At 58.6% G+C, this 22188-nt stretch carries 16 protein-coding genes; 3 read left to right on the top strand and 13 right to left on the bottom strand.

What is annotated here, in order from left to right; all coding sequences use genetic code 11:
- Window positions 1–216 precede the first annotated feature (216 nt).
- Window positions 217–1131, bottom strand: coding sequence for an SIS domain-containing protein (locus tag ACQR35_RS07850; protein WP_430268482.1), 915 nt, complete (start codon window positions 1129–1131; stop codon window positions 217–219).
- Between the two features lie 309 nt (window positions 1132–1440).
- Between ACQR35_RS07850 and ACQR35_RS07845 the strand changes: the two genes are divergently transcribed.
- The gene (locus tag ACQR35_RS07845) at window positions 1441–5811 is read left to right on the top strand and encodes an endo-alpha-N-acetylgalactosaminidase family protein (RefSeq protein ID WP_430269724.1); all 4371 of its coding nucleotides are present in this window, start codon (window positions 1441–1443) and stop codon (window positions 5809–5811) included.
- A gap of 129 nt (window positions 5812–5940) precedes the next feature.
- Here ACQR35_RS07845 and ACQR35_RS07840 read toward each other — a convergent pair whose 3' ends face one another.
- From ACQR35_RS07840 to tdh, 3 genes are all read right to left on the bottom strand, one after another.
- Window positions 5941–7170: an amidohydrolase family protein gene (locus ACQR35_RS07840; protein ID WP_430269723.1), complete on the bottom strand. Its 1230-nt coding sequence runs from the start codon at window positions 7168–7170 to the stop codon at window positions 5941–5943.
- A gap of 113 nt (window positions 7171–7283) precedes the next feature.
- Window positions 7284–8489, bottom strand: coding sequence for a glycine C-acetyltransferase (locus ACQR35_RS07835; protein WP_430269722.1), 1206 nt, complete (start codon window positions 8487–8489; stop codon window positions 7284–7286).
- An 8-nt stretch (window positions 8490–8497) separates the two neighbouring features.
- Window positions 8498–9544 carry an L-threonine 3-dehydrogenase gene (gene tdh, locus ACQR35_RS07830; RefSeq protein WP_430269721.1) on the bottom strand — a complete coding sequence of 349 codons (1047 nt, stop codon included), beginning with the start codon at window positions 9542–9544 and terminating at the stop codon, window positions 8498–8500.
- 119 nt (window positions 9545–9663) lie between these two features.
- On the opposite strand from tdh, the gene ACQR35_RS07825 reads away from it, so the two are divergent.
- Together ACQR35_RS07825 and ACQR35_RS07820 are read left to right on the top strand one after the other, a co-directional pair.
- Window positions 9664–10629: a LysR family transcriptional regulator gene (locus ACQR35_RS07825; protein ID WP_430269720.1), complete on the top strand. Its 966-nt coding sequence runs from the start codon at window positions 9664–9666 to the stop codon at window positions 10627–10629.
- 20 nt (window positions 10630–10649) lie between these two features.
- On the top strand, window positions 10650–11321 hold the full coding sequence (locus ACQR35_RS07820) for a FadR/GntR family transcriptional regulator (protein ID WP_430268488.1): 672 nt from the start codon (window positions 10650–10652) through the stop codon (window positions 11319–11321).
- A gap of 157 nt (window positions 11322–11478) precedes the next feature.
- On the opposite strand, the gene ACQR35_RS07815 is transcribed toward ACQR35_RS07820, so the two are convergent.
- From ACQR35_RS07815 to ligA, 9 genes are all read right to left on the bottom strand, one after another.
- Entirely contained in the window at window positions 11479–12474 is a 996-nt protein-coding gene (locus ACQR35_RS07815) for an ABC transporter substrate-binding protein (RefSeq protein WP_430268489.1), read from the bottom strand.
- A 61-nt stretch (window positions 12475–12535) separates the two neighbouring features.
- Entirely contained in the window at window positions 12536–13576 is a 1041-nt protein-coding gene (locus ACQR35_RS07810; protein WP_430269719.1) for an ABC transporter permease, read from the bottom strand.
- Window positions 13573–14562: a sugar ABC transporter ATP-binding protein gene (locus ACQR35_RS07805; RefSeq protein ID WP_430269718.1), complete on the bottom strand. Its 990-nt coding sequence runs from the start codon at window positions 14560–14562 to the stop codon at window positions 13573–13575. The genes ACQR35_RS07810 and ACQR35_RS07805 overlap by 4 nt, the downstream gene beginning before the upstream one ends.
- A gap of 181 nt (window positions 14563–14743) precedes the next feature.
- Window positions 14744–16252 carry an Asp-tRNA(Asn)/Glu-tRNA(Gln) amidotransferase subunit GatB gene (gene gatB / locus ACQR35_RS07800; RefSeq protein WP_430269717.1) on the bottom strand — a complete coding sequence of 503 codons (1509 nt, stop codon included), beginning with the start codon at window positions 16250–16252 and terminating at the stop codon, window positions 14744–14746.
- The gene (gene gatA / locus ACQR35_RS07795) at window positions 16252–17769 is read right to left on the bottom strand and encodes an Asp-tRNA(Asn)/Glu-tRNA(Gln) amidotransferase subunit GatA (protein WP_430269716.1); all 1518 of its coding nucleotides are present in this window, start codon (window positions 17767–17769) and stop codon (window positions 16252–16254) included. Before gatA ends, gatB begins: the two co-directional genes overlap by 1 nt.
- Entirely contained in the window at window positions 17769–18065 is a 297-nt protein-coding gene (gene gatC, locus ACQR35_RS07790) for an Asp-tRNA(Asn)/Glu-tRNA(Gln) amidotransferase subunit GatC (protein ID WP_430269715.1), read from the bottom strand. The genes gatA and gatC overlap by 1 nt, the downstream gene beginning before the upstream one ends.
- Before the next feature lie 214 nt (window positions 18066–18279).
- Window positions 18280–18783 (bottom strand): GNAT family N-acetyltransferase, encoded by a 504-nt coding sequence (locus ACQR35_RS07785; RefSeq protein ID WP_430269714.1) that lies wholly within the window; start codon window positions 18781–18783, stop codon window positions 18280–18282.
- A 103-nt stretch (window positions 18784–18886) separates the two neighbouring features.
- Window positions 18887–19738 (bottom strand): inositol monophosphatase family protein, encoded by an 852-nt coding sequence (locus ACQR35_RS07780; RefSeq protein WP_430269713.1) that lies wholly within the window; start codon window positions 19736–19738, stop codon window positions 18887–18889.
- Complete coding sequence (gene ligA, locus ACQR35_RS07775; protein WP_430269712.1) at window positions 19735–22074, bottom strand: NAD-dependent DNA ligase LigA; 2340 nt, start codon at window positions 22072–22074, stop codon at window positions 19735–19737. The genes ACQR35_RS07780 and ligA overlap by 4 nt, the downstream gene beginning before the upstream one ends.
- Between the last annotated feature and the right edge of the window lie 114 nt (window positions 22075–22188).

Genomic DNA, 22188 nt, shown 5'->3' with positions numbered 1-22188 from the left:
GGCGGCGTTTCTCGGCCTGTTCTCTGCGGGGGTGGGGGGGTGGGGGGGCGTGGGGCTCCCCCCCCCCCCCAGCACCGTGCCGTCTGCGGCAACTAGACCAGACTTCATGTCGGTACCGCCGACGTCGAACGCCAACACCGCCGCACGTGCTATCCCTAGCGCCATCTACTTTCCGAGCCTTCCGAGAAGAGGTTGTGGTTCAGTACAGCAATACCCTTAGGCGTCCGCCAAGATCACTGAACGAGTCAAGTTGCGCGGAACGTCCGGGTTCAGACCGCGGGCACGGGCACGCTCAAGGGTCACGCGGTGAACGCGAGCCAGCTCGGCGAGCGGGTGCTTGTCGGTGTGCAGGTACAAGGCACCAGTCTTTTCCATGTCCTTGTCCAGACCCTCGGGCTGCTCACCGAAGAGCCAGGTCACGCGGTTCGGAGCGGCGATGGAGATGGGGCCGTGGCGGTACTCCATGGCGGGGTAGGACTCGGTCCAGCCCTGTACAGCCTCTCGCATCTTCAAACCAGCTTCATGAGCCAAGCCGATGGTCCAGCCTCGGCCCAAAAACGTAAACTGTTCGGCGTCGATCAGCTCCTGTTCAACCGGAGCAGACACTGCTTCTTTGGCATCCTCGATCGCCGAAGACAGGTCCTCGCCGAGGCTGCTCAACAAGTACGCCAATGCTGTGGTGGCGAAGCGGGTCTGCACCACCGACTTTTCATCCGCGTATGGCAAGCCGATAATCTCGTCTGCAAGGTCGATGATCGGGGACTGGACGTCGCCAATGATCGCGACGGTGCGCACTTTGCCCTTGAGTTCGCGGAGCAAGTCCAAAACTTCAGTAGTAGTGCCTGAGCGTGTAATGGCAACTACTACGTCATAGTTGCGGGCTTCGCTGTTGTTGTTCAGGAACGCTTCAGAAGCGGCGAAGGGATCTGTCAGGCCCTTGCCCGCGCTTTCGCGAGCGGCTGCATAGCTCTGCGCCATAAACCATGAGGTGCCACAACCGATGACTGCTACGCGCTCGCCATCCTGTGGAAGGACGTTTTCGATTTTGGCCTGCGCGATAGCTTTGGCCCAGGTTTCCGGCTGCGAGGTCAGTTCCTCGTCCATGAATGCGCCGAGAGTGCTCTCCGACATCTTTACTGGCTCCTTGATTGGTGGGTTGGTACTGCAGTGATTGCTCCGCGCGCTACTTATGAGCAATCTTGCTCGTTGACGCCAAATATCAATCAACTTAAAGCTAGCTCACCGCAGCGGCTTTCTCCACCTTTGGCGTTTATTTCCTGCAAATCTAGCCGCAATTGGGGGTTATTAAGGCAAAAATCTCTCCGGAGACAGCAATTTCTTCCTCAACCACCCTTGTGATCGGCTTCACAATGAACAATGTTGATAGGTATCGCACATTAATGAGCGATTCTTCTCATTTTCGATCACAAAGGAGCAGCAATGCCCCGCATTCGGCCCCTTGGGAGAGCACTCTCCCTCAGCCTTGCCGCTGCGTTATCAACGTCAGCGCTGGGAATCGCGGCCCTCCCCGCCGTCGCGGCGCCCTCTACCGAAACAGCTCAAGCGGGCTCGGTAGTCCTCAAGAGCAACAAGTTGACAGTGCTGGTTTCAAAGTCGTTCCCGCAGGTCATCAGCTACACCGACCGCGCCACGGGCAAGTCACTTGCCGGTACGCCTTCTGCCCTGAAGACCATCACCATCAATGGCACAGAGCAGCCCGTAACTGTCACGTCTTCGGTAGTTGACGACACTACGATTACCTACGTTCTGACCGTGCCAGCCTTGGGCGGAATCACTCTGGAAGCCAAACTCTCGGTGGACAAGAACGTGGTCAACTTCAACATCACCAAGATCAATGACACAGCTGCAAACCAAGTCAAAACGGTTCAGCTGCCCAAACTGAACTTGGTGACGGTGTCCTCGGCCCAGGCCGGCGCGCAGCTTTCCACCGCCAACCTCTCGGTGGACCGGTCCGTCAGCGGCGATGCTTTTATCCCGATCACGGCAGCTACAGCCGTGGACACTTCGGCTAAAGGGTCCGCCTATGCACTTGCCAACACCGCCGAGCTGGGCGCAGCCTTTGAAACGAACGCCCTCTACGACACTTCCTCAGGACCTGGCTACAAGGATTCTGGCCGATTCTGGCACCAGACCGTAGCCACCGCCGACGGTGGTAAGGAATCTGGCATTGCCAGCGGACAGTGGCTGTACCGCGCCGATGGTTCCAGCCAGACAGAAGAACTTCCCTGGACGCGAGTCGCGATCACCGCCGACGCCAACGCTGACAAGACGGTTGACTGGCAAGACGCGGCGATCGCCATGCGCGACATTGAAGTCAAGGCAAATAAGGGTGAGCAGACGCCGAACAACGTCATCACCCACATCCCCTTCAACTTCGCGTCCCAAGCCACGCACCCGTTCCTGCGCACTCTTGATGACGTCAAACGCATTTCCTTAGCCACCGATGGTCTAGGACAAGTTGCGATGCTCAAGGGCTTTACGTCCGAAGGTCACGACTCCGCGAACACGGACTATGGAGACAACTTCAACACCCGTGCCGGCGGGCTCGATGATCTCAACGCCATGGTTAAAGAGGGCAAAAAGTGGAACGCCTCCTTTGGTGTGCACATCAACGCCACCGAGATTTACCCCGAGGCCAAGTCCTTCAGCGAAGACCTGTTGCGCGCGGACAAAGCATTGGGCTGGAATTGGCTCGATCAGTCCTACCTGATTAACCAGCGTCAAGACATTGTTAGCGGCAAGCTGGCCACACGCATCAAGCAATTGCGTGAAGCCACCGATGAAAACCTCGACTTCGCGTACGTTGACGTCTACTACGAGTGGGGCTGGCTGGCACAGCGCCTGCAGAGCGAACTGGTCAAAAATGGTTTCCGTGTTGGTTCTGAATGGGCCGATCACTTGGGCCAGAACAACACCTGGTCGCACTGGGCCAATGACGAAAACTACGGTGGAAGCAGCAATAAGGGCGTAAATTCCCAGATTCTGCGCTTCATCAACAACACTCAATCCGATGTGTGGAACCCGGATCCCAAGCTGGGTGTCTCTCACATTGTTGAGTTCGAAGGATGGACCGGCCAGAACGACTACAACGCCTTCAGCAAAAACGTGTGGGAATCCAACCTTCCGGCCAAGTTCCTCCAGCACCATGCCATTACTAAGTGGACGGCGGACAAGATTGACCTCGCCGACGGTGTTTCAGTGACCGGTACCAATGCTGCGGACCGCAACATCACCGTCGGTGGCACTTCAGTCCTCAAGGGAACTTCCTACTTGTTGCCGTGGTCTTCCAAGGACAACGATACTAACGACAAGCTCTACGGTTACAGCGCCACCAGCGGCGCCCAGAACTGGAAGCTCACTAGCGAGTTCGCAAATGCTACGTCAGTGGCACTGTTCAAACTCACCGACAACGGCCGAGTGAAGATTACTGACCTTCCCGTGGTCAACGGGGCCATCAGCTACACGGCTGCTGCGGGCCAGGCTTACGTGCTCAGCCCCAAGGGCAACAGCAGCGCACTGCCCCAGAAGGCCAACTTCGGTTCCGGTACCCCGTTCACCGACCCGGGTTTTAATGGAGACGGTCTTACTGCTTGGAACCCCAGCGGTTCGGTAACGCAGGTTCGGGATAGCTTGGGCCGCCGCTACGCACAATTGGGCGCAGGCGTTTCAAGCATCTCGCAGCAGGTGCAGAATCTTGACGCAGGCACGTACTCGGTGAGCGCTTGGCTCGAAATTGAGCCGGGCAAGAGCCGTCCCACCACTTTGTCCGTGGACATCAACGGCAAGGCGCAGAGCTACACGATAGATACGTCCACGGCTACGAACTATGTTGCAGCGGATGAGAAGCACGATACGAACTTCCAGCGGGTTCGGGTACTGATCGACGTTCCCGAAGATGATTCCAAGGCAACCGTGAAGTTGAGCGCCGCAGCGGGGACAGCCAAGGTCCGCGTTGACGATTTCCGCGCCGTAAAGACTTCCCGGGTGGCTACCACCGGTGTCCTCAGCGAAGACTTTGAAAACGTTGATCAGGGCTGGGGTCCGTTCGTCAAGGGCAACTCCGGTGGTTCCACCGACCCGCGTACCCACATCACCGAGCGCAACGAACCCTTTACCCAAAAGGGTTGGGACAACAACACCATCGACGAGACTCTCGCCGGAAACTGGTCCTTGATTGCGCACGATGAGAATCTTGCCCCCAACGGTGGTCCGGGCATTGTCTACCGCACGGCGGACAGCACTCTGAAGTTCCAAGCAGGCCACAAGTACAAGGTGTCTTTCGATTACCAGAACACCAAGGATGGCCAGTACGTCTGGGTTTCTGGCTACGACACCACAAAGGGTTCGAGCGTGACCGGTTCTCAGGCTTTGCCGAAGAAAACGGACACCACTCGCTTCGAGCAGCAGTTCACAGCGGGCTCTTGTGGCTCCTACTTTGTGGGCTTGCAGCGCACAGCGTCGGATAACGGTGCAGACTTCACGCTGGACAACCTTTTGGTAGAAGACCTTGGCGCTTCTACTGAGGTCCCGGCCTGTGCAACCATTTCTGGCTCCTTGGGTGCCGATGTTGTCCAGCAGGGCAAAGCGACCGATTTCACCACGGTATTGCGCTCTACCGAACCCACAGCGATCAGCAACGTGAAGGTTGCCTTGACTTTGCCTGAGGGCTGGACTGCCACGGCAAGCGACGCCGCCACGGCAGCCACCTTGCCTGCTGGCGGAACTCTCACGACCCACTGGAAGCTCACCGCTCCCGGTTCGGCCGACGGTAACTTCACCATCGGTTTGACTGGCACCTACAACACGCCTGACGGTGCCCGCACTGTCACCGGCAGTACTTCCATCAAAACTCTCCCGAAGGCACCGCAGACCACCGTGTTTGCAAGTGACCACGAGTGGGTTTCATCAACAAATGGTTGGGGTCCGGTAGAAAAGGACCAATCTAACGGCGAGGATTCACTCAACGATGGAGCACCCATCACGCTCAATGGTGTTGTTTACCAGAAGGGCTTGGGAACTCACGCCCCTTCGACGGTTCGTTACTTCTTGGGCGGCTACTGCACCAAGTTCACTGCTGCTGTGGGTATTGACGACGAGCAGGCCAGCCGTGGTTCGGTAACGTTCAGCGTGGTGGCCGACGGCAAAACACTCACCACTACCCCGGTGTTGGGTGCAACCTCGGCAACGCTCCCGCTGGACGTGAACGTCAGCGGTGCACAGTACGTGGACCTGGTAGTTGGCACCACCCCGGATGGCAACGGTAATGACCACGCTGACTGGGCGGACGCCAAGTTCACCTGCTCTGACACTGTGACCGAAGCGCCTGCTGTGCAGCTTTCGGGAACTGTCTACGCATCGGATCTGGCGTGGCTCAGTTCCACCAATGGGTGGGGACCGGCAGAACGTGACATGGCCAATGGTGAAGACATCGCTGGCGACGGCCCCGCTCTGACGCTGGACGGCGTCGTATACCCCAAGGGTCTTGGCGTCCACGCTAACTCCAACGTCAAGATCAGCACCGAGGCAAAGTGCCAGTCCTTCCAAGCGAAGGTTGGTGTTGATGACATCAAACTGAACAAGGGACTCCACGGATCCGTGGTGTTTATTGTGAAAGCAGACGGCGTGGAACTGTTCCGCAGCCCGGTGCTCAGCGCAGACTCGGCAGCCCTGCCGGTCAATGTTGATATCACCGGAAAGCAGAACGTTGAGCTCATCGCCGACAGCAATGGAGACGACGCCGGTGATGACTGGGGCGATTGCGCGGATGCAAAATTCGTCTGCAACCCCTAAGCAGCGTACGTTCTCCTACCGTGACAGCCGGCTAACACCGGTAGGTCATTTCTAACAAAACAGATCACGACGGCGGCGGCTCCCCTTCGGGGGTGCCGCCGCCGTTCGTTGTGCGGCGTTTTGCGAAACTTATACAGCCCGCTTTCCGGCACGCCATACGGCGTGGGTCATGGGCATTCCCGGCCGGTAGGCAAGGTGAGTTGCGCTTGGAGCGCGCAGCATGTGCAAATCGGCACGGTGCCCGACGGCGATTGAGCCCACCGCGCGCTGCCCGTCAGTATCGGTACCGGTCTCCCGTCGCAGGGCCAAGGCCCCACCATAAGTGGCGGCACGCACAGCTTCGTGGACGCTCAGCCCCATCTGGAGCACGGCGGTAGTGACGCAATAGTTCATGGAGCTCGTGTAGCTAGTGCCGGGATTGCAATTGGAGGCGAGGGCAATCTGCACGCCAGCATCCAGCAAGACCCGGCCAGGCGCGAGCGGCTGGCGAGTGGAGAGATCACACGCGGGCAGACACGTGGCCACAGTTCCGCGCTCCCCTGCTCCCGTGGTGGGGTCGAATCCATTCCAGCTGCTGGCCAAGAGCTCCACATCAGCGTCCGAAAGGTAGTTCACGTGGTCTACGCTGGCTGCCGTGAACTCCACGGCAAGCTTTACTCCGGGCCCCTCGCCGAGCTGGTTGCCATGAACTCGAAGCCCCAAGCCGGCCGCACGGCAGGCCTGGAGGACACGGCGTGATTGTTCCTCGTTGAACGCGCCGCGTTCGCAAAACACATCGGCCCAACGAACATACGGCAACACTGCCTGAAGCATCGGGCCGCAGACCAGCTCCGTATATTCCTCGGCGTCCTGGCCTTGAGGCACAAGGTGAGCCCCAAGGAAGGTCACCTCATCCACGGCCGTGGACGCGATGCGCGCACTACGTGCTTCATGTTCGATGTCCAGGCCGTAGCCGGTTTTCGTTTCAAGGTAGGTGGTTCCGCCGGAGACGGCTTCGGCCACCCTGCCCAAGGCTAGGCGTGTGAGGTCATAGTCGCCGGTGGCCCGGGTCGCGTTCATGGTGACGCCAATGCCGCCAGCACTGTAGCTCTCCCCCGCCATACGGGCCTCGAACTCAGCAGTGCGATCCCCCGCAAAGATCAGATGCGAATGCGAATCCACCCACCCCGGCAGCACAGCACGGCCCTCGGCGTTCACCACCGTGTCCGCCGCAGGTACCTGATCCGCCGGACCGATCCACGCGATGCGTTCGCCCTCAATCACCACTGCTGCATTTTTGAGGACTCGGTGTTCCAGGTCCTGGGTCGTTAGCTCGCCGATATTGGTAATCAGTGTGCTCTGCGGGGTGGGTGTGCTCATTCGTCTATTCTTGCCGCAAACGCCAAACGACACCCCCCAAATCAGAGGGCGCCGTCTGGCATTTCGGACAAGCCGGCTACGAAGCCGGATTCCTAGCGTCTAAGCAGCCCGGGCTAAGCCGCAGCGGCGCGCGAGGCGAGGAACGCGCTGACGCACTTTTCGACGTCGTCCGCTGTGTGAGATGCCGAAAGCTGAACCCGGATGCGCGCGGCGCCCCGCGGCACCACCGGGAAGCTAAACGCCGTGACGTACACACCGTGCTGGAGCATTTGGTCGGCAATCCTCCCGGCCAGCGCCGCATCACCGAACATCACCGGGACAATTGCGTGCTCCCCGTCAAGGAGCTCAAAGCCCTCTTCAGTCATACGACGGCGGAACAGGGCTGCGTTCTCGAAGAGCTTGGTGCGCAACTCACCCGAGTTCTGCACCAGATCCAGAGCCTTGATGGTGGCCGCAACGATGGCCGGTGCCAAGGAGTTGGAGAAGAGGTACGGGCGGGCCTTTTGACGCAGCATGGCCACGATCTCCGAACGGCCGGAGACGTAACCACCAGATGCGCCGCCGAGCGCCTTCCCGAAGGTGCCCGTGTAGATGTCCACACGGTCGCTCACGCCTGCATGCTCGGGCGTTCCGGCACCCGTGGCACCCATAAAACCAACGGCGTGCGAGTCGTCCACCATCACGAGGGCATTGTATTTCTCGGCCAAATCACAAATTGCTTCCAGCGGGGCCAGGAACCCATCCATCGAGAAGACGCCGTCCGTGACGATGATCTTCCTGCGGGCAGGGGCCTCACCGCTTGAGGCTTCTTGCAACTTAGCTTCAAGATCGGCCATGTCCTGGTTGGCGTAACGGAAACGTTTGGCCTTGGACAGGCGGATGCCGTCGATGATCGAGGCGTGGTTGAGGGCATCGGAGATGATGGCATCTTCCGAGCCAAAGAGTGATTCGAAAACCCCGCCGTTGGCATCAAAGCAGCTCGAGAACAAGATGGTGTCCTCGGTGCCCAAGAATGCGGAGACCCGCTGTTCCAATTCGAGGTGCAGGTCTTGGGTACCGCAGATGAAACGCACCGAGGCCATACCGAATCCGCGCGAATCCATGGCCTCCTTGGCCGCCTCGATGATCTGCGGGTGATCCGCTAGGCCGAGGTAGTTGTTGGCGCAGAAGTTCAGGACCTCGGCGCCGGGCTGGCCGATGGGCCCAGCGGTGATGTGGCTCGATTGTGCCGAGTTGATGCTGCGTTCGTTTTTGAACAGGCCCGCGTCGCGGATTTCCTGCAACTCGGTGGCGAGTTGGCCTTTCATTGAGCTGTACATGGTTCTCCTTAGATCCGGGTCCAGTCGAGTACTACCTTGCCAGCGATTCCGGCACGGGCGGTTTCGAAGCCTTTTTCCCATTCCGAGGCGGGCAATACGTTGGTAACTACTGCCGAAATATTGCGGTGAAGCTCTGTGTTGGATGAGAGCATGGCGCTCATGGCGTACCAGGTCTCAAACATTTCGCGGCCGTAGATTCCCTTGAGGGTAAGCATGTGGGTAACCACCTTGCCCCAGTCGATGTTGATTGACTGGCTGGGCAGCCCCAACATGGCAATCCGGCCGCCATGATTCATGTTCTCAATCATTTCCGGCAGGGCCGTGGGGTGACCAGACATTTCCAGTCCGATGTCAAAGCCTTCTCGCATACCAAGCTGCCGCTGGGCGTCCTTGACCCGTGTGGTGGAGACGTCGATCGCGAGGTCCACTCCCATGCTCCGGGCCAAGTCCAAACGTGTGGGTGAGACGTCCGTGATGGCGATCTTGCGTGCACCAGCATGGCGGGCCACGGCAATCGCCATAAGACCGATGGGGCCTGCGCCAGTGATCAGCACATCTTCACCAACCAGCGGGAAGCTCAAGGCAGTGTGCACGGCGTTTCCGAAGGGATCAAAGATGGCACCGAGTTCCGGGGTAACTGACTCATCATGGTGAACCCAAACGTTCGTTTCCGGGATCACCACGTATTCGGCAAACGCGCCGTCGCGCTGGACACCAACGGAGACGGTGTTGATGCACATCTGCTTGCGCCCGGCACGGCAGTTGCGGCAGATTCCACACACCACGTGGCCCTCGCCTGAAACCCTGTCCCCCACCTTGACATCCAGGACGTCCTCGCCGACTTCCACCACTTCGCCGTAGAACTCGTGGCCAGCGATCAGGGGTGCGTTGATGTTGGCGGCTGCCCAGGCGTCCCAGGATTGGATGTGGAGATCGGTGCCGCAGATTCCGGTGGTGTGGACGCGGATTTTGACCTCGTTGGCGCCAGCCTCGGGTTCGGGGCGTTCGGTGAGCTCGAAGCCTGCCTGTGGGCCCGGTTTGTACAGTGCCTTCATGGGGGTCCATCTCCTGAATATGTGGTCTGTTTCACTTCATTAGAGCCCGTGAAAACGCTTAGCACAACTAGGATTTACTCAATCAACGATTAAGTCTTTGCTTATGTTTATGCTGGGGTATGGAAGTTCATCAATTACAGATCCTGCGCGAGCTCGGCGAGCTCGGTAGCGTTAAGGCCGTAGCCGAGACGCTGCTGGTCACCCCCTCCGCTGTCTCGCAGCAACTGGCACTCTTACAAAAGAGCGTTCAGGTGCCACTGACCCGCAAAGATGGCCGCAATCTTGTACTCACTGACGCCGGGGCGGTGCTGGCTAAGGCGGGTGCCGGCGTCGTTGCCGCTATGGCCGACGCGCGGGCCGCGATCGGCGCCTATCACGACGACGAAAACGCCGAGGTGAGCGTGTGCGGCTTCCACAGCGCTGGGCAAGCACTCTTTGCCCCTCTTGCGGCGGCAGTAGATAGTTCCCCGGAGCCGAAGCCACGGGTGCTTTTTGCTGACGAAGACGTAGCGCAACAGGACTTTCCGGGGCTGACCGCACGTTATGACGTTGTACTGGCTCACCGAATGGATCACAGCCCGCCGTGGCCTACGGAGCAGGTGGCCGTGATCCCCTTGGCCAATGAACCGCTTGATGTGGCTTTGCCAGACGGCCACCGGCTGGCCGCGAAAGCGCACCTCACACCGGCTGATGTTGCTACCGAGCGGTGGGTGACCAGCAGGCCGGGCTATTCACCGGCCGATGTGTTGGCAGCGATTTCCGCCGTCACGAGCACCCCGAGCAACATTGCGCACCGCATCAACGACTATTCGACTGCCGCCTCCCTCGTGGCCGCCGGAGGAGTGCTGGCGTTGCTTCCGCGCTACACGGCGGGGCGTGCCCTAGCGCAGGGATCGCCACTGCAAGGGACGCTGGTCCTGCGCACGCTTAAAGGACTGAACACCAGACGCCGAATTGACATCCTGGCGAGGCCGGAAAACCTCAAGCGCCGCTCGGTGATGGCAGTGTGCGAACGCCTTCAAGCGCTGATGGTTGAGCTCGAATCGAAGGCCATTACCGGCACGGTTGCTCCAAACATCCGATGATTCACGGTTAGGATGACTGAATGGCTGTCACAGATGAGGCAATTGGCAAGATCAAGGACATGTTGATCCGCGGCGATTTGCGCCCCGGTGACAGGCTCCCTCCGGAAAAAGAACTCAGTGAACGCTTGGGCCTGTCCCGCAGTTCCTTGCGTGAAGCAGTCAAGGCCCTGGAACTCATTCGCGTCCTCGATGTCCGTCGGGGCGACGGCACCTACGTCACGAGCCTGAGCGCCAGCCTGCTCAACGAGGCAGTGGCTTTTGTGGTGGATCTGCACCAAGACCGCTCCATTCTGGAGCTCTTCGAGGTACGCCGCATCTTAGAGCCGGCCAGCGCATTCCTGGCCACGAGCCATATGACACCCGAGCTCATCGACTCGCTGCGCGCCACCATGGACGGCATTGACGAAAATACCGATGTTGAGCAGCTCGTTAGCCACGACCTCGCATTCCACGGCATCATCACCAAGGCTGCAGGTAACGACTACCTGAGCGGAATGCTCGAGGCGCTCTCTTCCGGAACTGTCCGTGCGCGCATTTGGCGCGGCCTCACGCAGGACAAAGCAGTTGCGCACACCTTGGCTGAACACAAAGCCATCGCCGACGCGCTAGAACGCGGCGATGCCGAACTGGTCCGCGCACTGGTAACTGTCCATATCAGCGGCGTTGAGACGTGGCTGCGCCAATCGCTCTAGTACTCGCTCCCTCCAGCGCCGCCAGCACGCCAGCACGCCAGCACGCCAGCACGCCAGCCCGCCAGCCCGCCATAAAACCGGTACACCATAAAAACAGGGCCCGACGGCGGTAGCTGACTACCGCCGTCGGGCCCTGTTTTAGTTTGTCCCGAGCAATTTATTCGTACAAGTTCGGCTTGATCTGCTCCGAATCGATGTTCTTGGAGTCGTACCAGTAGAAGCCGGTGTCGATGACCTTCTCTACCTTCTCGCCCTTGATCGCAGCGACGGCAGCCTTGACCGTCTCGTAACCGATACCCACCGGGTTCTGCGTGACGGCGCCGGCCATCAAACCACTGCGGATAGCATCCATCTGAGCCTTGCCGGAGTCGAAACCAACAATGACGAGCTTGCCCTTGAGGTTGAGCTCTTCAACGGCCTTCACCACACCGATAGCGGAGCCTTCATTGGTGCCGTACATACCCTTAAGATTCGGGTGTGCCGTGATGATGGCCTTAGCAGCGTCGGCGGAGAGCAACTGGTCACCGCCGGCGTACTGGATGGCCACAATCTTGATGTTCGGGTGGTTCGCCTCGATGTACTCCTTGAAACCATCACGGCGGTCAGTACCGGACTTGGACGTCTGGTCGTGGCCAACGATCGCGATTTCGCCGGAGCCTCCGATCAACTCGGCGAGGTGCTTTGCTGCCTCGGCTGCAGCGGCCTTGTTGTCGGTAGAGGCGGTGGCCAGCGGAATGTCCGAATCAACACCGGAGTCGAAGGCGATGACCGGGATGTTCTTTGACTTGGCTTGTTCCAACAGCGGGGTGGCAGCCTGGGAATCCAGCGCCGCGAAGCCGATGGCCGCAGGAGACTTGCCCAAGGCGGTGGTCAGCATTTGAATCTGCTGATCAACATCCTTTTCCGTGTTGGGGCCCTCGAAGCTGACCTCAACATTGAATTCTTTGGCTGCCTTATCAGCGCCTTGCTTGACGGCCTGCCAGAACTGGTGTTGGAAACCTTTGGACACGATAGCGATGTACGGCTTGGCGCCGTTGCTGGCACTGGCTGATCCGGAACCTGCCGGGGCTTCGCAGGCTGCGATAGCCACGGCACCGAGGGCCAGGCCGCCAAGAGTCAGGAAGGACCGACGGTTGTACAGGGATTTGTTCATGAGTGAAAACTCCTTTGTTCTCTGATGCGTTGGTAGTGAGTTTGTTGTTTATGCTTGGGCGTTAGCTGGCAGCGCGGTCCTTGCGGCGAAGCATGTCAAGGTAGACGGCCACCAAAATCACGGCGCCAATGGCGACGTTCTGCCATTCCTGCGGTACCGAAATAATCCGCAGTCCGTTGGTCAGGACGGACATAATGAGGGCACCAATGACGGTGCCAACGATGGAACCCTTACCCCTGGCAAGAGACGTTCCACCAATGACGACGGCGGCAATCGCCTGCAGTTCATAGCCCATCCCTTGCCCGGGCTGGGCGGAATTCAAACGGGCTGCGATGATCACACCGGCCAAGCCAGTAAATGCACCAGCTGCCGTGTAAATCCAGAGCTTCCACTGGTGAACGTTGATTCCCGAAAGCGCTGTGGCTTCCTCATTGGATCCAATGGAGAACGTATAGCGGCCCAGGAGCGTTTTGCTCAGAATTAGCCCGGCGATCACCGCGACAGCGAAGAAGATAAACACGGCGTTGGGGAGGACCAGTCCTGCAATCGGTTTACCGAGGGCGAGGTTGGAGAAGCCCGGTGTGCTGGTGAAGTAAATCGGCTTGGTCCCCGAAACCACCAAGGCTAGGCCCTGAGCAACCATCATGGTGGCCAGAGTGGCGATGAAAGGAGGAATCTTGAGGAAGGAAATAAGGGCACCGTTGACGGCTCCGATCACGGCACCCATCAGGACTCCGGCGAGTACGCCTAGCCACAAGGGCATTCCCATATAGGTGAGGACCACGCCTGTCATCACCGAACACAGGCTCATTCCTGTACCAACTGACAGGTCAATGCCGCCTGTGATGATCACGAATGTTGCGCCTAGAGCCAATAAGCCGATCACCACAGTGGAGAGCAGGATGTCGGAAAGATTGCTTGGCAGGAGGAAGCGCGAATTCATGATGCCAAAGAACACCAAAAGAACGATCAGCGATCCGAAGGCTAATAGTTGCTGCAAAGAGGATCGAACTCGGGATAACAGCGCCGTCGCTGTGCTACCTGACGTTGATTGGTGGGCTGCTTCAGCGCCCGAGGTTGGGGTCTTGTCCAAGAGGCTCATGCGCTCTTTGCTCCGTTCGTGGCTGTGGCGGACAATTCGTCGTGGTGAAGAGGAACATCGCGTTGGGTCGCTAGCTCCATGATTTTTTCTTGGGTGGCTTCGTCATTAGCGAGGAACCCTGTGATTCGACCCTCGCTCATCACCGCAATACGGTGTGACATCCGAAGGACTTCGGGAAGCTCGGAGGAGATCATAATGATCGCTTTTCCGGCCGCGGCAAGCTCTTCCAGGAGCTTGTAAATCTCTTCCTTTGCACCAACGTCGATGCCTCGCGTTGGTTCATCGAAAATGAGTAAGTCGCAATCTTTAACGAGCCATTTAGCAATAACAACTTTTTGCTGATTTCCGCCCGAAAGATTACGCGCTAGCTGATTCACGGAAGGCGATTTGATGCGCAATTTCTGCCGAAGTTCTTCGGCCGTTTTCCGCAAAGCAGCATCGTTGATCCAACCGAGCGAAGAATTCACGCCCAATGAAGACAACATAATGTTTTCTTTGACGTCGCGTTCGAGCATCAGACCGAGGTGTTTGCGGTCCTCGGACAAGTAGCCGATACCCAATTTGGCTGCCACGGCCGGATTGGCGATGACTGCGTCCTTGCCATGGACCCGAAGCTTGCTGAAACTTGCCCGGTCCGCTCCAACGAGTGCTCGCGCCACCTCCGTGCGGCCGGCACCCATCAGGCCCGCGAATCCCAGAATTTCGCCGCGACGCAGTTCAAAAGAGACGTCCTTGAGCAGTGGCTTCGTGTTGAGTCCGGAAACCTCCAGGACAATATCACTCGAGCCCAGGTCAGGGACCGCCGGCCGTTGTTCCCCAGAGATACGGCGGCCCACCATCATGGAAATTACTTCTTTTATGGAAACGGCCGCCGTATCCACGGTGTCAACGTATTCGCCGTCACGAATAACGGTGATGCGTTGTGAAATCTGCTTCAGTTCATCCATACGGTGCGAAATATAAATAACACCCGTATTTTCATTCACAAATCCTCGGATCAAGCGATGAAGCGTCTCTACTTGAAATGTCACAAGAAATCAGGGCCCCCGCTAGAGCTGGAGCAGGAAGTACAGGCACTGCGATGAACATCAAGGCATTGAGCGCACAAAAAAGCACCCGCACAGTTACCTGAACGGGTGCTTTTTGAGCTAAGCGTTGGCTATGTAACTAGCCTTCGACGCCGAGCCGTTCCAGAATCAGTTCCTTCACACGCCCGGCATCGGCCTGGCCACGGGTCGCCTTCATAACGCCACCAACAATGGCACCCACGGCCTGTACCTTGCCGCCACGAATCTTGTCCGCAACATCCGGTTGTGCCGCCAAAGCCGCATCGATAGCTTCCAGAAGCGGGCCGTCGTCGGACACTACAGCAAGTCCACGCGCAGCGATGATCTCTTCAGGAGTCCCCTCCCCTGCCAGAACGCCATCCAGCACAGTTGAGGCCATCTTGTTGTTGATCTTGCCAGCCTCAACCAGCTTGCTCAGTTCAACGATGGTGGCAGGCGAAACACCTAGCGCACCTGGGTCAACGTCCTTGGCCTTGGCGCGGCCAACCACTTCACCCATCCACCACTTGCGAGCAACACTCGCAGTGGCGCCAGCGGAAATGGTTTCCTCAATCTCATCCATCACACCGGCGTTAACAACGTCGCGGAATTCCAGATCTGAGTAACCCCAGTCAGCTTTCAAACGCTTACGGCGCTCAGCTGGCGGCTCCGGCAAAGTAGCCCTAAGCTCTTCAACCCATTCGCGCGAAGCCACCACGGGCACCAGATCCGGCTCCGGGAAGTAACGGTAGTCATCAGCGTCAGACTTGGGCCGGCCCGATGTAGTCGAGCGGGTGTCCTCATGCCAGTGACGGGTTTCCTGAACGATGGTTCCGCCACCGTCCAAAACTGCTGCGTGGCGCTGGATTTCAAAGCGCACAGCATGCTCCACAGCGCGCAGCGAGTTTACGTTCTTGGTCTCTGAACGGGTACCAAACTTTTCCTGGCCGTAAGGCCGCAGCGAAACGTTAGCGTCGCATCGGACGTTACCGCGCTCCATCTTGGCATCAGAAACACCAAGGTTTTTAACTATTTCGCGGATTGCAGCAACATAGGCCTTGGCCAGCTCCGGAGCACGACGTCCAGCGCCCTCAATCGGCTTAGTCACGATTTCCACCAAGGGAACGCCGGAACGGTTGTAGTCCACCAGGGAGAAGTCAGCGCCCTGAATACGGCCCGAGGCTCCACCCATGTGAGTGAGCTTTCCGGCGTCCTCTTCCATGTGAGCGCGCTCGATCTCCACCCGGAAGACCTCACCGTCCTCAAGCTCAATGTCCAAGTACCCGTCATAAGCAATCGGGTCCTCGTACTGGGAGGTCTGGAAGTTTTTGGGTGTATCAGGGTAGAAGTATTGCTTCCGGGCAAAGGTGCAGGATTCCGCGATCTTGCAGTTCAGCGCCAACCCGATCTTGATGGAGGACTCCACAGCAGCCTTGTTGACTACCGGCAAAACGCCCGGCAGACCCAAATCAACCTCGTTGACGTTGCTGTTGGGTTCGTCGCCAAAAACATTTGGGGCCGAGGAGAACATCTTGGTTTTGGTGTTCAACTCCACGTGAACTTCAAAGCCCAATACGGGATCGAACTTCTCCATGGCCTCGTCGAAGCTGAGAATTTCTTCGGTAGACATTACTTTGCTCCTCCCAGCACGGGCGCACGGTTCAGGAGCGGTCCGCCCCATTGTTCTTCAAGCATGGATTCAAGCACGCCACCCACACGGTACAAGCGGGCGTCTTCGCGGGCCGGGGCCAAAAGTTGAATACCAACCGGCAAACCGTCTTCATCAGCCAAACCACCCGGCAAGGAAATGCCCGGGATACCAGCCATGTTTGCCGGGATGGTTGCCACGTCGTTGAGGTACATGGCGAGCGGATCGTTCAGCTTCTCCCCCAGCTTGAATGCTGTGGTGGGCGCTGTGGGTGAAATCAAAACATCAACCTGAGCGAAAGCTGCTTCGAAATCGCGCTGAATGAGCGTACGAACCTTTTGGGCCGAGCCATAGTAAGCGTCGTAGTAACCAGCCGAGAGCGCATAGGTGCCCAAGATGATGCGGCGCTTGACCTCTGCACCAAAACCGGCGGCACGAGTCGCTGCCATCACTCGCTCAATGGTGAGCGGACCTTCGGTGGGGAGTTCGCGCAAACCAAAGCGAACGCCGTCGAACTTGGCCAGGTTTGAGGAAGCCTCCGAAGGCATAATCAAGTAGTAGGCACCGAGCGCGTACTTCAAGTTGGGGCAAGACACCTCAACAATTTCAGCACCAGCAGCTTTAAGCAGCTCGAGAGACTCGTTGAAACGGTTCTCCACGCCAGCTTGGTAACCTTCGCCGTGAAGTTCCTTGATGATGCCGATCTTCATTCCAGCCACGTTGCCCACACGGGCAGCAGCGGCCAAGCCTGTTGAAGGATCCTTGAGCGAGGTGGAATCGAAAGGATCGTAGCCACCGATCACTTCTTGCAGGAGGGCAGAGTCAAGGACCGTACGTGAAACCGGGCCAATCTGGTCCAAGGACGAGGCCATGGCAATGGCGCCATACCGTGAGACTGCACCGTACGTTGGTTTAACGCCGACGGTTCCGGTTACAGCGCCGGGCTGACGGATTGATCCACCCGTGTCAGTGCCCAAAGCCAAGGGCGCTTCAAAAGCCGCGACGGCGGCAGCCGAGCCACCACCAGAACCACCCGGAATTCGGTCCAGATCCCACGGGTTGCGGGTAGGCCCGTAGGCGGAGTGCTCCGTGGATGAGCCCATGGCGAATTCGTCAAGGTTGGTTTTTCCCAGGATGGGCATACGGGCAGCACGTAGCCGCTTGACCACAGTGGCGTCGTAAGGGCTGTGCCAGCCTTCAAGAATCTTAGAACCGGCAGTGGTGGGCTGGCCGATCGTCACGATGAGGTCCTTGACGGCGATGGGCACACCAGCGAGTTCGTGAAGATCCTCGCCAGCGGCACGGCGCGCATCAACGTCAGCTGCTACGGCGAGCGCCTCGTCAGTGTTGACGTGCAGGAATGCATTGACACCGCGTTCGCCACCATCAACAGCGGCAATCCGGTCCAAATGCGCTTGAGTAACTTCAACTGCCGAAGCTTCTTTTGCAGCCAGCTTCGCTGCAAGTACAGCGGCGGAAGATTTAATCAGTTCAGACATTAGTCTTCCTCCAAAATCGCAGGAACCTTAAAACGGCCCTCGGCGGCGTCCGGAGCACCGGACAGCACCTCTTCAATGCTCAACACGTGACCTAGAACGTCCTCGCGGAACACGTTGGTCAGTGGAATGGGGTGCGAGGTCGCCGGAACGTCTGCACCAGCGGCCTCGCTGACGCTCTTAACGGAGTCAACAATGACGGCGAGCTCGCCGGCCATCTGCTCCAGTTCGGCATCTGTCATCTCAATGTGAGCGAGTTTCGCAAGATGCGCAACGTCCTCACGGTTGATCGCAGTCATGAATCTCCCCTGCAAAGTTCAATTGGTTTCCCGAACTAGTCTACGTTGGTTCTCAATGCCACCTGAGCAGCGCCGAGATGGCACTTCGCGCGGATGTTTCGGGGAAACATCCGCGCGAAGTGCCATCTCGATGAGTTGTTTGCCGATCCGGGTTACAGCCGCATGGTGGCTCCCCTAGACCAACCTGGCGAGGACCACAGTAAGTACGCCCTGACTAGACGCTTTGGGTGTAAACAAGCAGTTTGATGTCCGTGTCCGGGACAAACCAGTCTCGCTCCGGGGCGCGCTCAAAACCTGTTCGCTGGTACAAAACGTGAGCGCTTTCCCAATTCAGGCCGGTGGTTAGTGCCACCGTTTTGATCTCTGGGAGGGTCCTCGCATACTCCAAAATAGCCTCAACCATGGCACGGCCAGCTCCACTACGCTGTACGGCCGGATCCACCACCAGCATTCGAAATTCAAGTTCAGCGGCGCGGGCAATGTCAGCGTACGGTTCGCCTTCAAGAGCTAAGGTCACTGAGCCAACAATCTGCCCTTCACGCTCGGCAATCCAGATGGTGGCCGCGGCTGCCCGCTCGTCCACACGCTGGATCTGCTGCATGTACGGGTGGTCGGCGGAGTCAAAGTGGCCGGCCGCTAAGTATGCGTCGCGGGTGATGCGAGCTACGGCGTCGTAATCTTCAGGGCGGACGGGACGAACAACAGTCTGGGAAGGCACCCATCAACTTTAGTCCTGTGTTGTGCCCCGGGCCGCCAGAACGGCGTTTCAGTGATCGAACTATCACCCACCGCAGCAGAAATAGGGCCTGCGAGCCACCTGATTAGAGCGGAAAACGGCCCGAAAGTTCGATGGTGCCGGCGCAGGTCCAGGCGGCCAAACGGTCCTCATCGGCGGGACCGCCATCCAAGGGGCTCTTCAAGCGCGGGCGGCGGACCCAGCAGCCAGCTTCCTCGGCAATCAACGCCCCGGCAGCGAAGTCATGCTCATTGAGACCACGTTCACCGTAGGCATCGTGTGTTCCGTCCGCCACAAGACATAAATCTAAGGCTGCCGAACCTAAACGACGCAGGTCAGCGAAACCATCCATCAACGGGGCCAAAGCGTCTGCCTGTTCCTGCCGAATAGACGGGTCATAGCTAAATCCGGAGGCCAAGATCAAGCCTTTACGCCCCGGTGCGGGACCAGTCAGGGTTGTTGTGGTGCCAGCTTCTTCCAGCCACGCGCCGCGGCCGCGAACCGCACCGTAGATCCGTCCCAGCGCCGGTGCGTGTACGACGCCGGCCAGCCAAGTTCCGTGCGAATCGGCCACCGCCACCGAGGTGCCGTAGTAAACGATGTTGCGGATGAAATTGGTGGTTCCGTCCAACGGATCAATTGACCATCGGAACCCGCTGGTGGTTTGTGGGTGCGTTGTTCCGTGTTCTTCCCCGGTAATAACGTCTTGCGCACGGGCGCCGGTAATCACTTGCCGGACTGCGTCTTCTGCTGCCACGTCAAAGGCAGTTACCCAGTCGCCGTCAGCACTCTTATTGCTTGCCCCGGAGTCCTCACTGGAGAGCACACCTGTGCCGCGCTTGGCCAAAACCCCAGCCCCTGCTGCAGCAGCTTCGCGCGCAACTGCCAGTAGCTCGTCCAGGAAGTCTTCGCTGTATTCGGTGACCTGGGTGCTCATTCGGTGTCTCCAACCGTTAGGGATTGCGTTGTTTGTTCGGTGAACGCTGCCGGTCCTTCGGCGAGCAAAAGCCGGAAGCCATCCTCATCCAGCACGGGAAGTCCAAGCTGCTCCGCTTTGTCCAGCTTGCTGCCAGCTGCCTCCCCTGCCACCACAAAGCTGGTATTTTTGGACACCGATCCGGACGCTTTGCCGCCGCGGATAATGATCGCTTCCTTGGCCTCATCACGGCTGAAGTTGGGGAGGGTTCCAGTCACCACAACGGTGAGGCCTTCCAACGTTCGTGGCGTCGCTGCGTCTTGAATGTCCTCCATACTGACCCCAGCGGCCGCCCACTGTTGAACAATATTGCGATGCCAGTCAACGGCGAACCACTCAATCAACGCATCGGCAATGATGGGGCCAACACCGTCAACGTTGGCCAGTTGTTGTTGCGCATCTTCCGTGGCCACTGCAGCCTGAATGGCCTCCATGGATCCGTAGTGTGTGGCGAGCGCCCGTGATGCGGTGGGGCCAACGTGACGGATGGAGAGCGCCACCAAGACCCGCCACAACGGCTGACTCTTAGCCTTTTCCAACTCCGTAAAGAGTTTGAGCGTGGTGGCGGTTGCTTTGGACGGAACCTTAGCTGTGCCCTTGGTCCAAAAGTACGGAACCAACTCAAACTGCCCCGCCCCCATGCCCTTGGCACGCTTCTCACGCCACACCTTGACCTCAGCCAAAGCCTCACGCAAAGCATCGTCAGAGTTACCCTCGGCGAGGTCGAAGATCTGCGACTCGTTCGTGATCACCCCGGCACCGGAAGGCTGCACCAGTCCCCCATTCTCTGCCGGGTCCGCACCTGGCCCCACGGTTAAGGCAAGTGCAGCCTCGTAACCCAAGGCTTCGACGTCGAACGCCCCACGCCCGCCAAGGTGAGCTACACGTTCGGTGAGCTGCGCCGGGCACGAGCGTGAGTTGGGGCAGCGAATGTCAACGTCTGTTTCCTTCGCCGGAGCCAACTCAGTGCCACATGAGGGGCACTCGGTAGGCATCACAAAAGCGCGCTCGGTGCCGTCGCGAAGGGCAACAACTGGGCCTACGATCTCGGGGATCACGTCCCCGGCCTTACGCAGGATCACCGTGTCACCGATAAGCACACCCTTGGCGATTACCACGTCTTGGTTGTGAAGCGTGGCCATTTCCACGGTTGAGCCAGCCACCTTGACTGGTTTCATCACGCCATAGGGAGTGACGCGTCCTGTGCGCCCCACGTTGACGCGAATGTCCAGGAGCTCCGTGTTGACCTCTTCAGGAGGGTATTTGTACGCAACTGCCCAGCGCGGCACACGCGAGGTGTAGCCCAAGGCTCGTTGGGTGGCGAAGTCGTCCACTTTGACCACAATGCCATCGATCTCATGAATGATGCTGTGGCGGTGTTCGCCGTAGTAGGCGATGAATTCAAGCACCTCATCCAGGGTGCTGACAACCTTGAAATAGGGGCTCGTTGGCAGGCCCCACTCTTTGAGGAGCTTGTAGCTTTCGGATTGGCTCTTCGCCTCGAGGCCAGTGCGTGCACCGATACCGTGCACATACATACTCAAGGGGCGTTTGGCGGTCTCGGCAGGGTCTTTTTGCCGTAGAGATCCAGCGGCTGCGTTACGCGGATTGGCTAAAGGTGCCTTCCCCGCTGCGATGAGCTCCTCGTTGAACCGGGCAAATTCCTTAGACGGGATGTAGACCTCACCACGGATCTCCACTTCCTCAGGAATGTTGTTGCCGGAGAGTTCCCGAGGGATTTCCTTGATGGTGAGAACGTTATGGGTAATGTCTTCGCCTGTGGTGCCGTCGCCGCGAGTGGCGGCACGAATGAGTTTCCCTTTGCGGTACAAAAGGCTCACGGCCAGACCGTCGATCTTCAACTCGGTGAGCCACGCGCTCTCGGGGAAGCCGGAACCAAGGCGCGTTACGCCGTCGTCAGCTTTCTGTAACCAGGCCCGAAGTTCTTCCAGTGAGAACACGTCCTCGAGGCTGTACATACGCGTCAAGTGCTCCACCGCAGCGAAGGCGGAAGAAGCTGCACCGCCCACCTCTTGGGTAGGCGAATCGTTTGCGACCAACTCAGGATGCTCGGCTTCGATCAGTTCGAGACGGCGAAACAGCTCATCAAATTCAGCGTCGGAAATCGTGGGCGCATCATCTTGGTAGTAGGCCACCCGATGCTGACGGATGGTGTCCGCCAGTGCCTCGTACTCTTCACGGAGCTTCTCTTGGGGCACCACTGTCCCGGCAGGCTCGTGGGGTTTTGTGGCATCCGGGGCGGCTGAGGACTTCGGGGTTTCCTGATGAGCGGTCACCCTCATATCTTGCCACCTTCGCCAACTTGGGTCCTGCATAAATACAGCAGGTATCAACGGGACGATTAAATGCTGGTGCCTTAAACACGGTAGGGCCCAGAACATCGTGTTGAC

Source organism: Pseudarthrobacter sp. J1738 (assembly GCF_050490315.1).
Taxonomy (GTDB): domain Bacteria; phylum Actinomycetota; class Actinomycetes; order Actinomycetales; family Micrococcaceae; genus JBNPEO01.
This window is presented reverse-complemented; position numbering and strand designations above follow the sequence as displayed.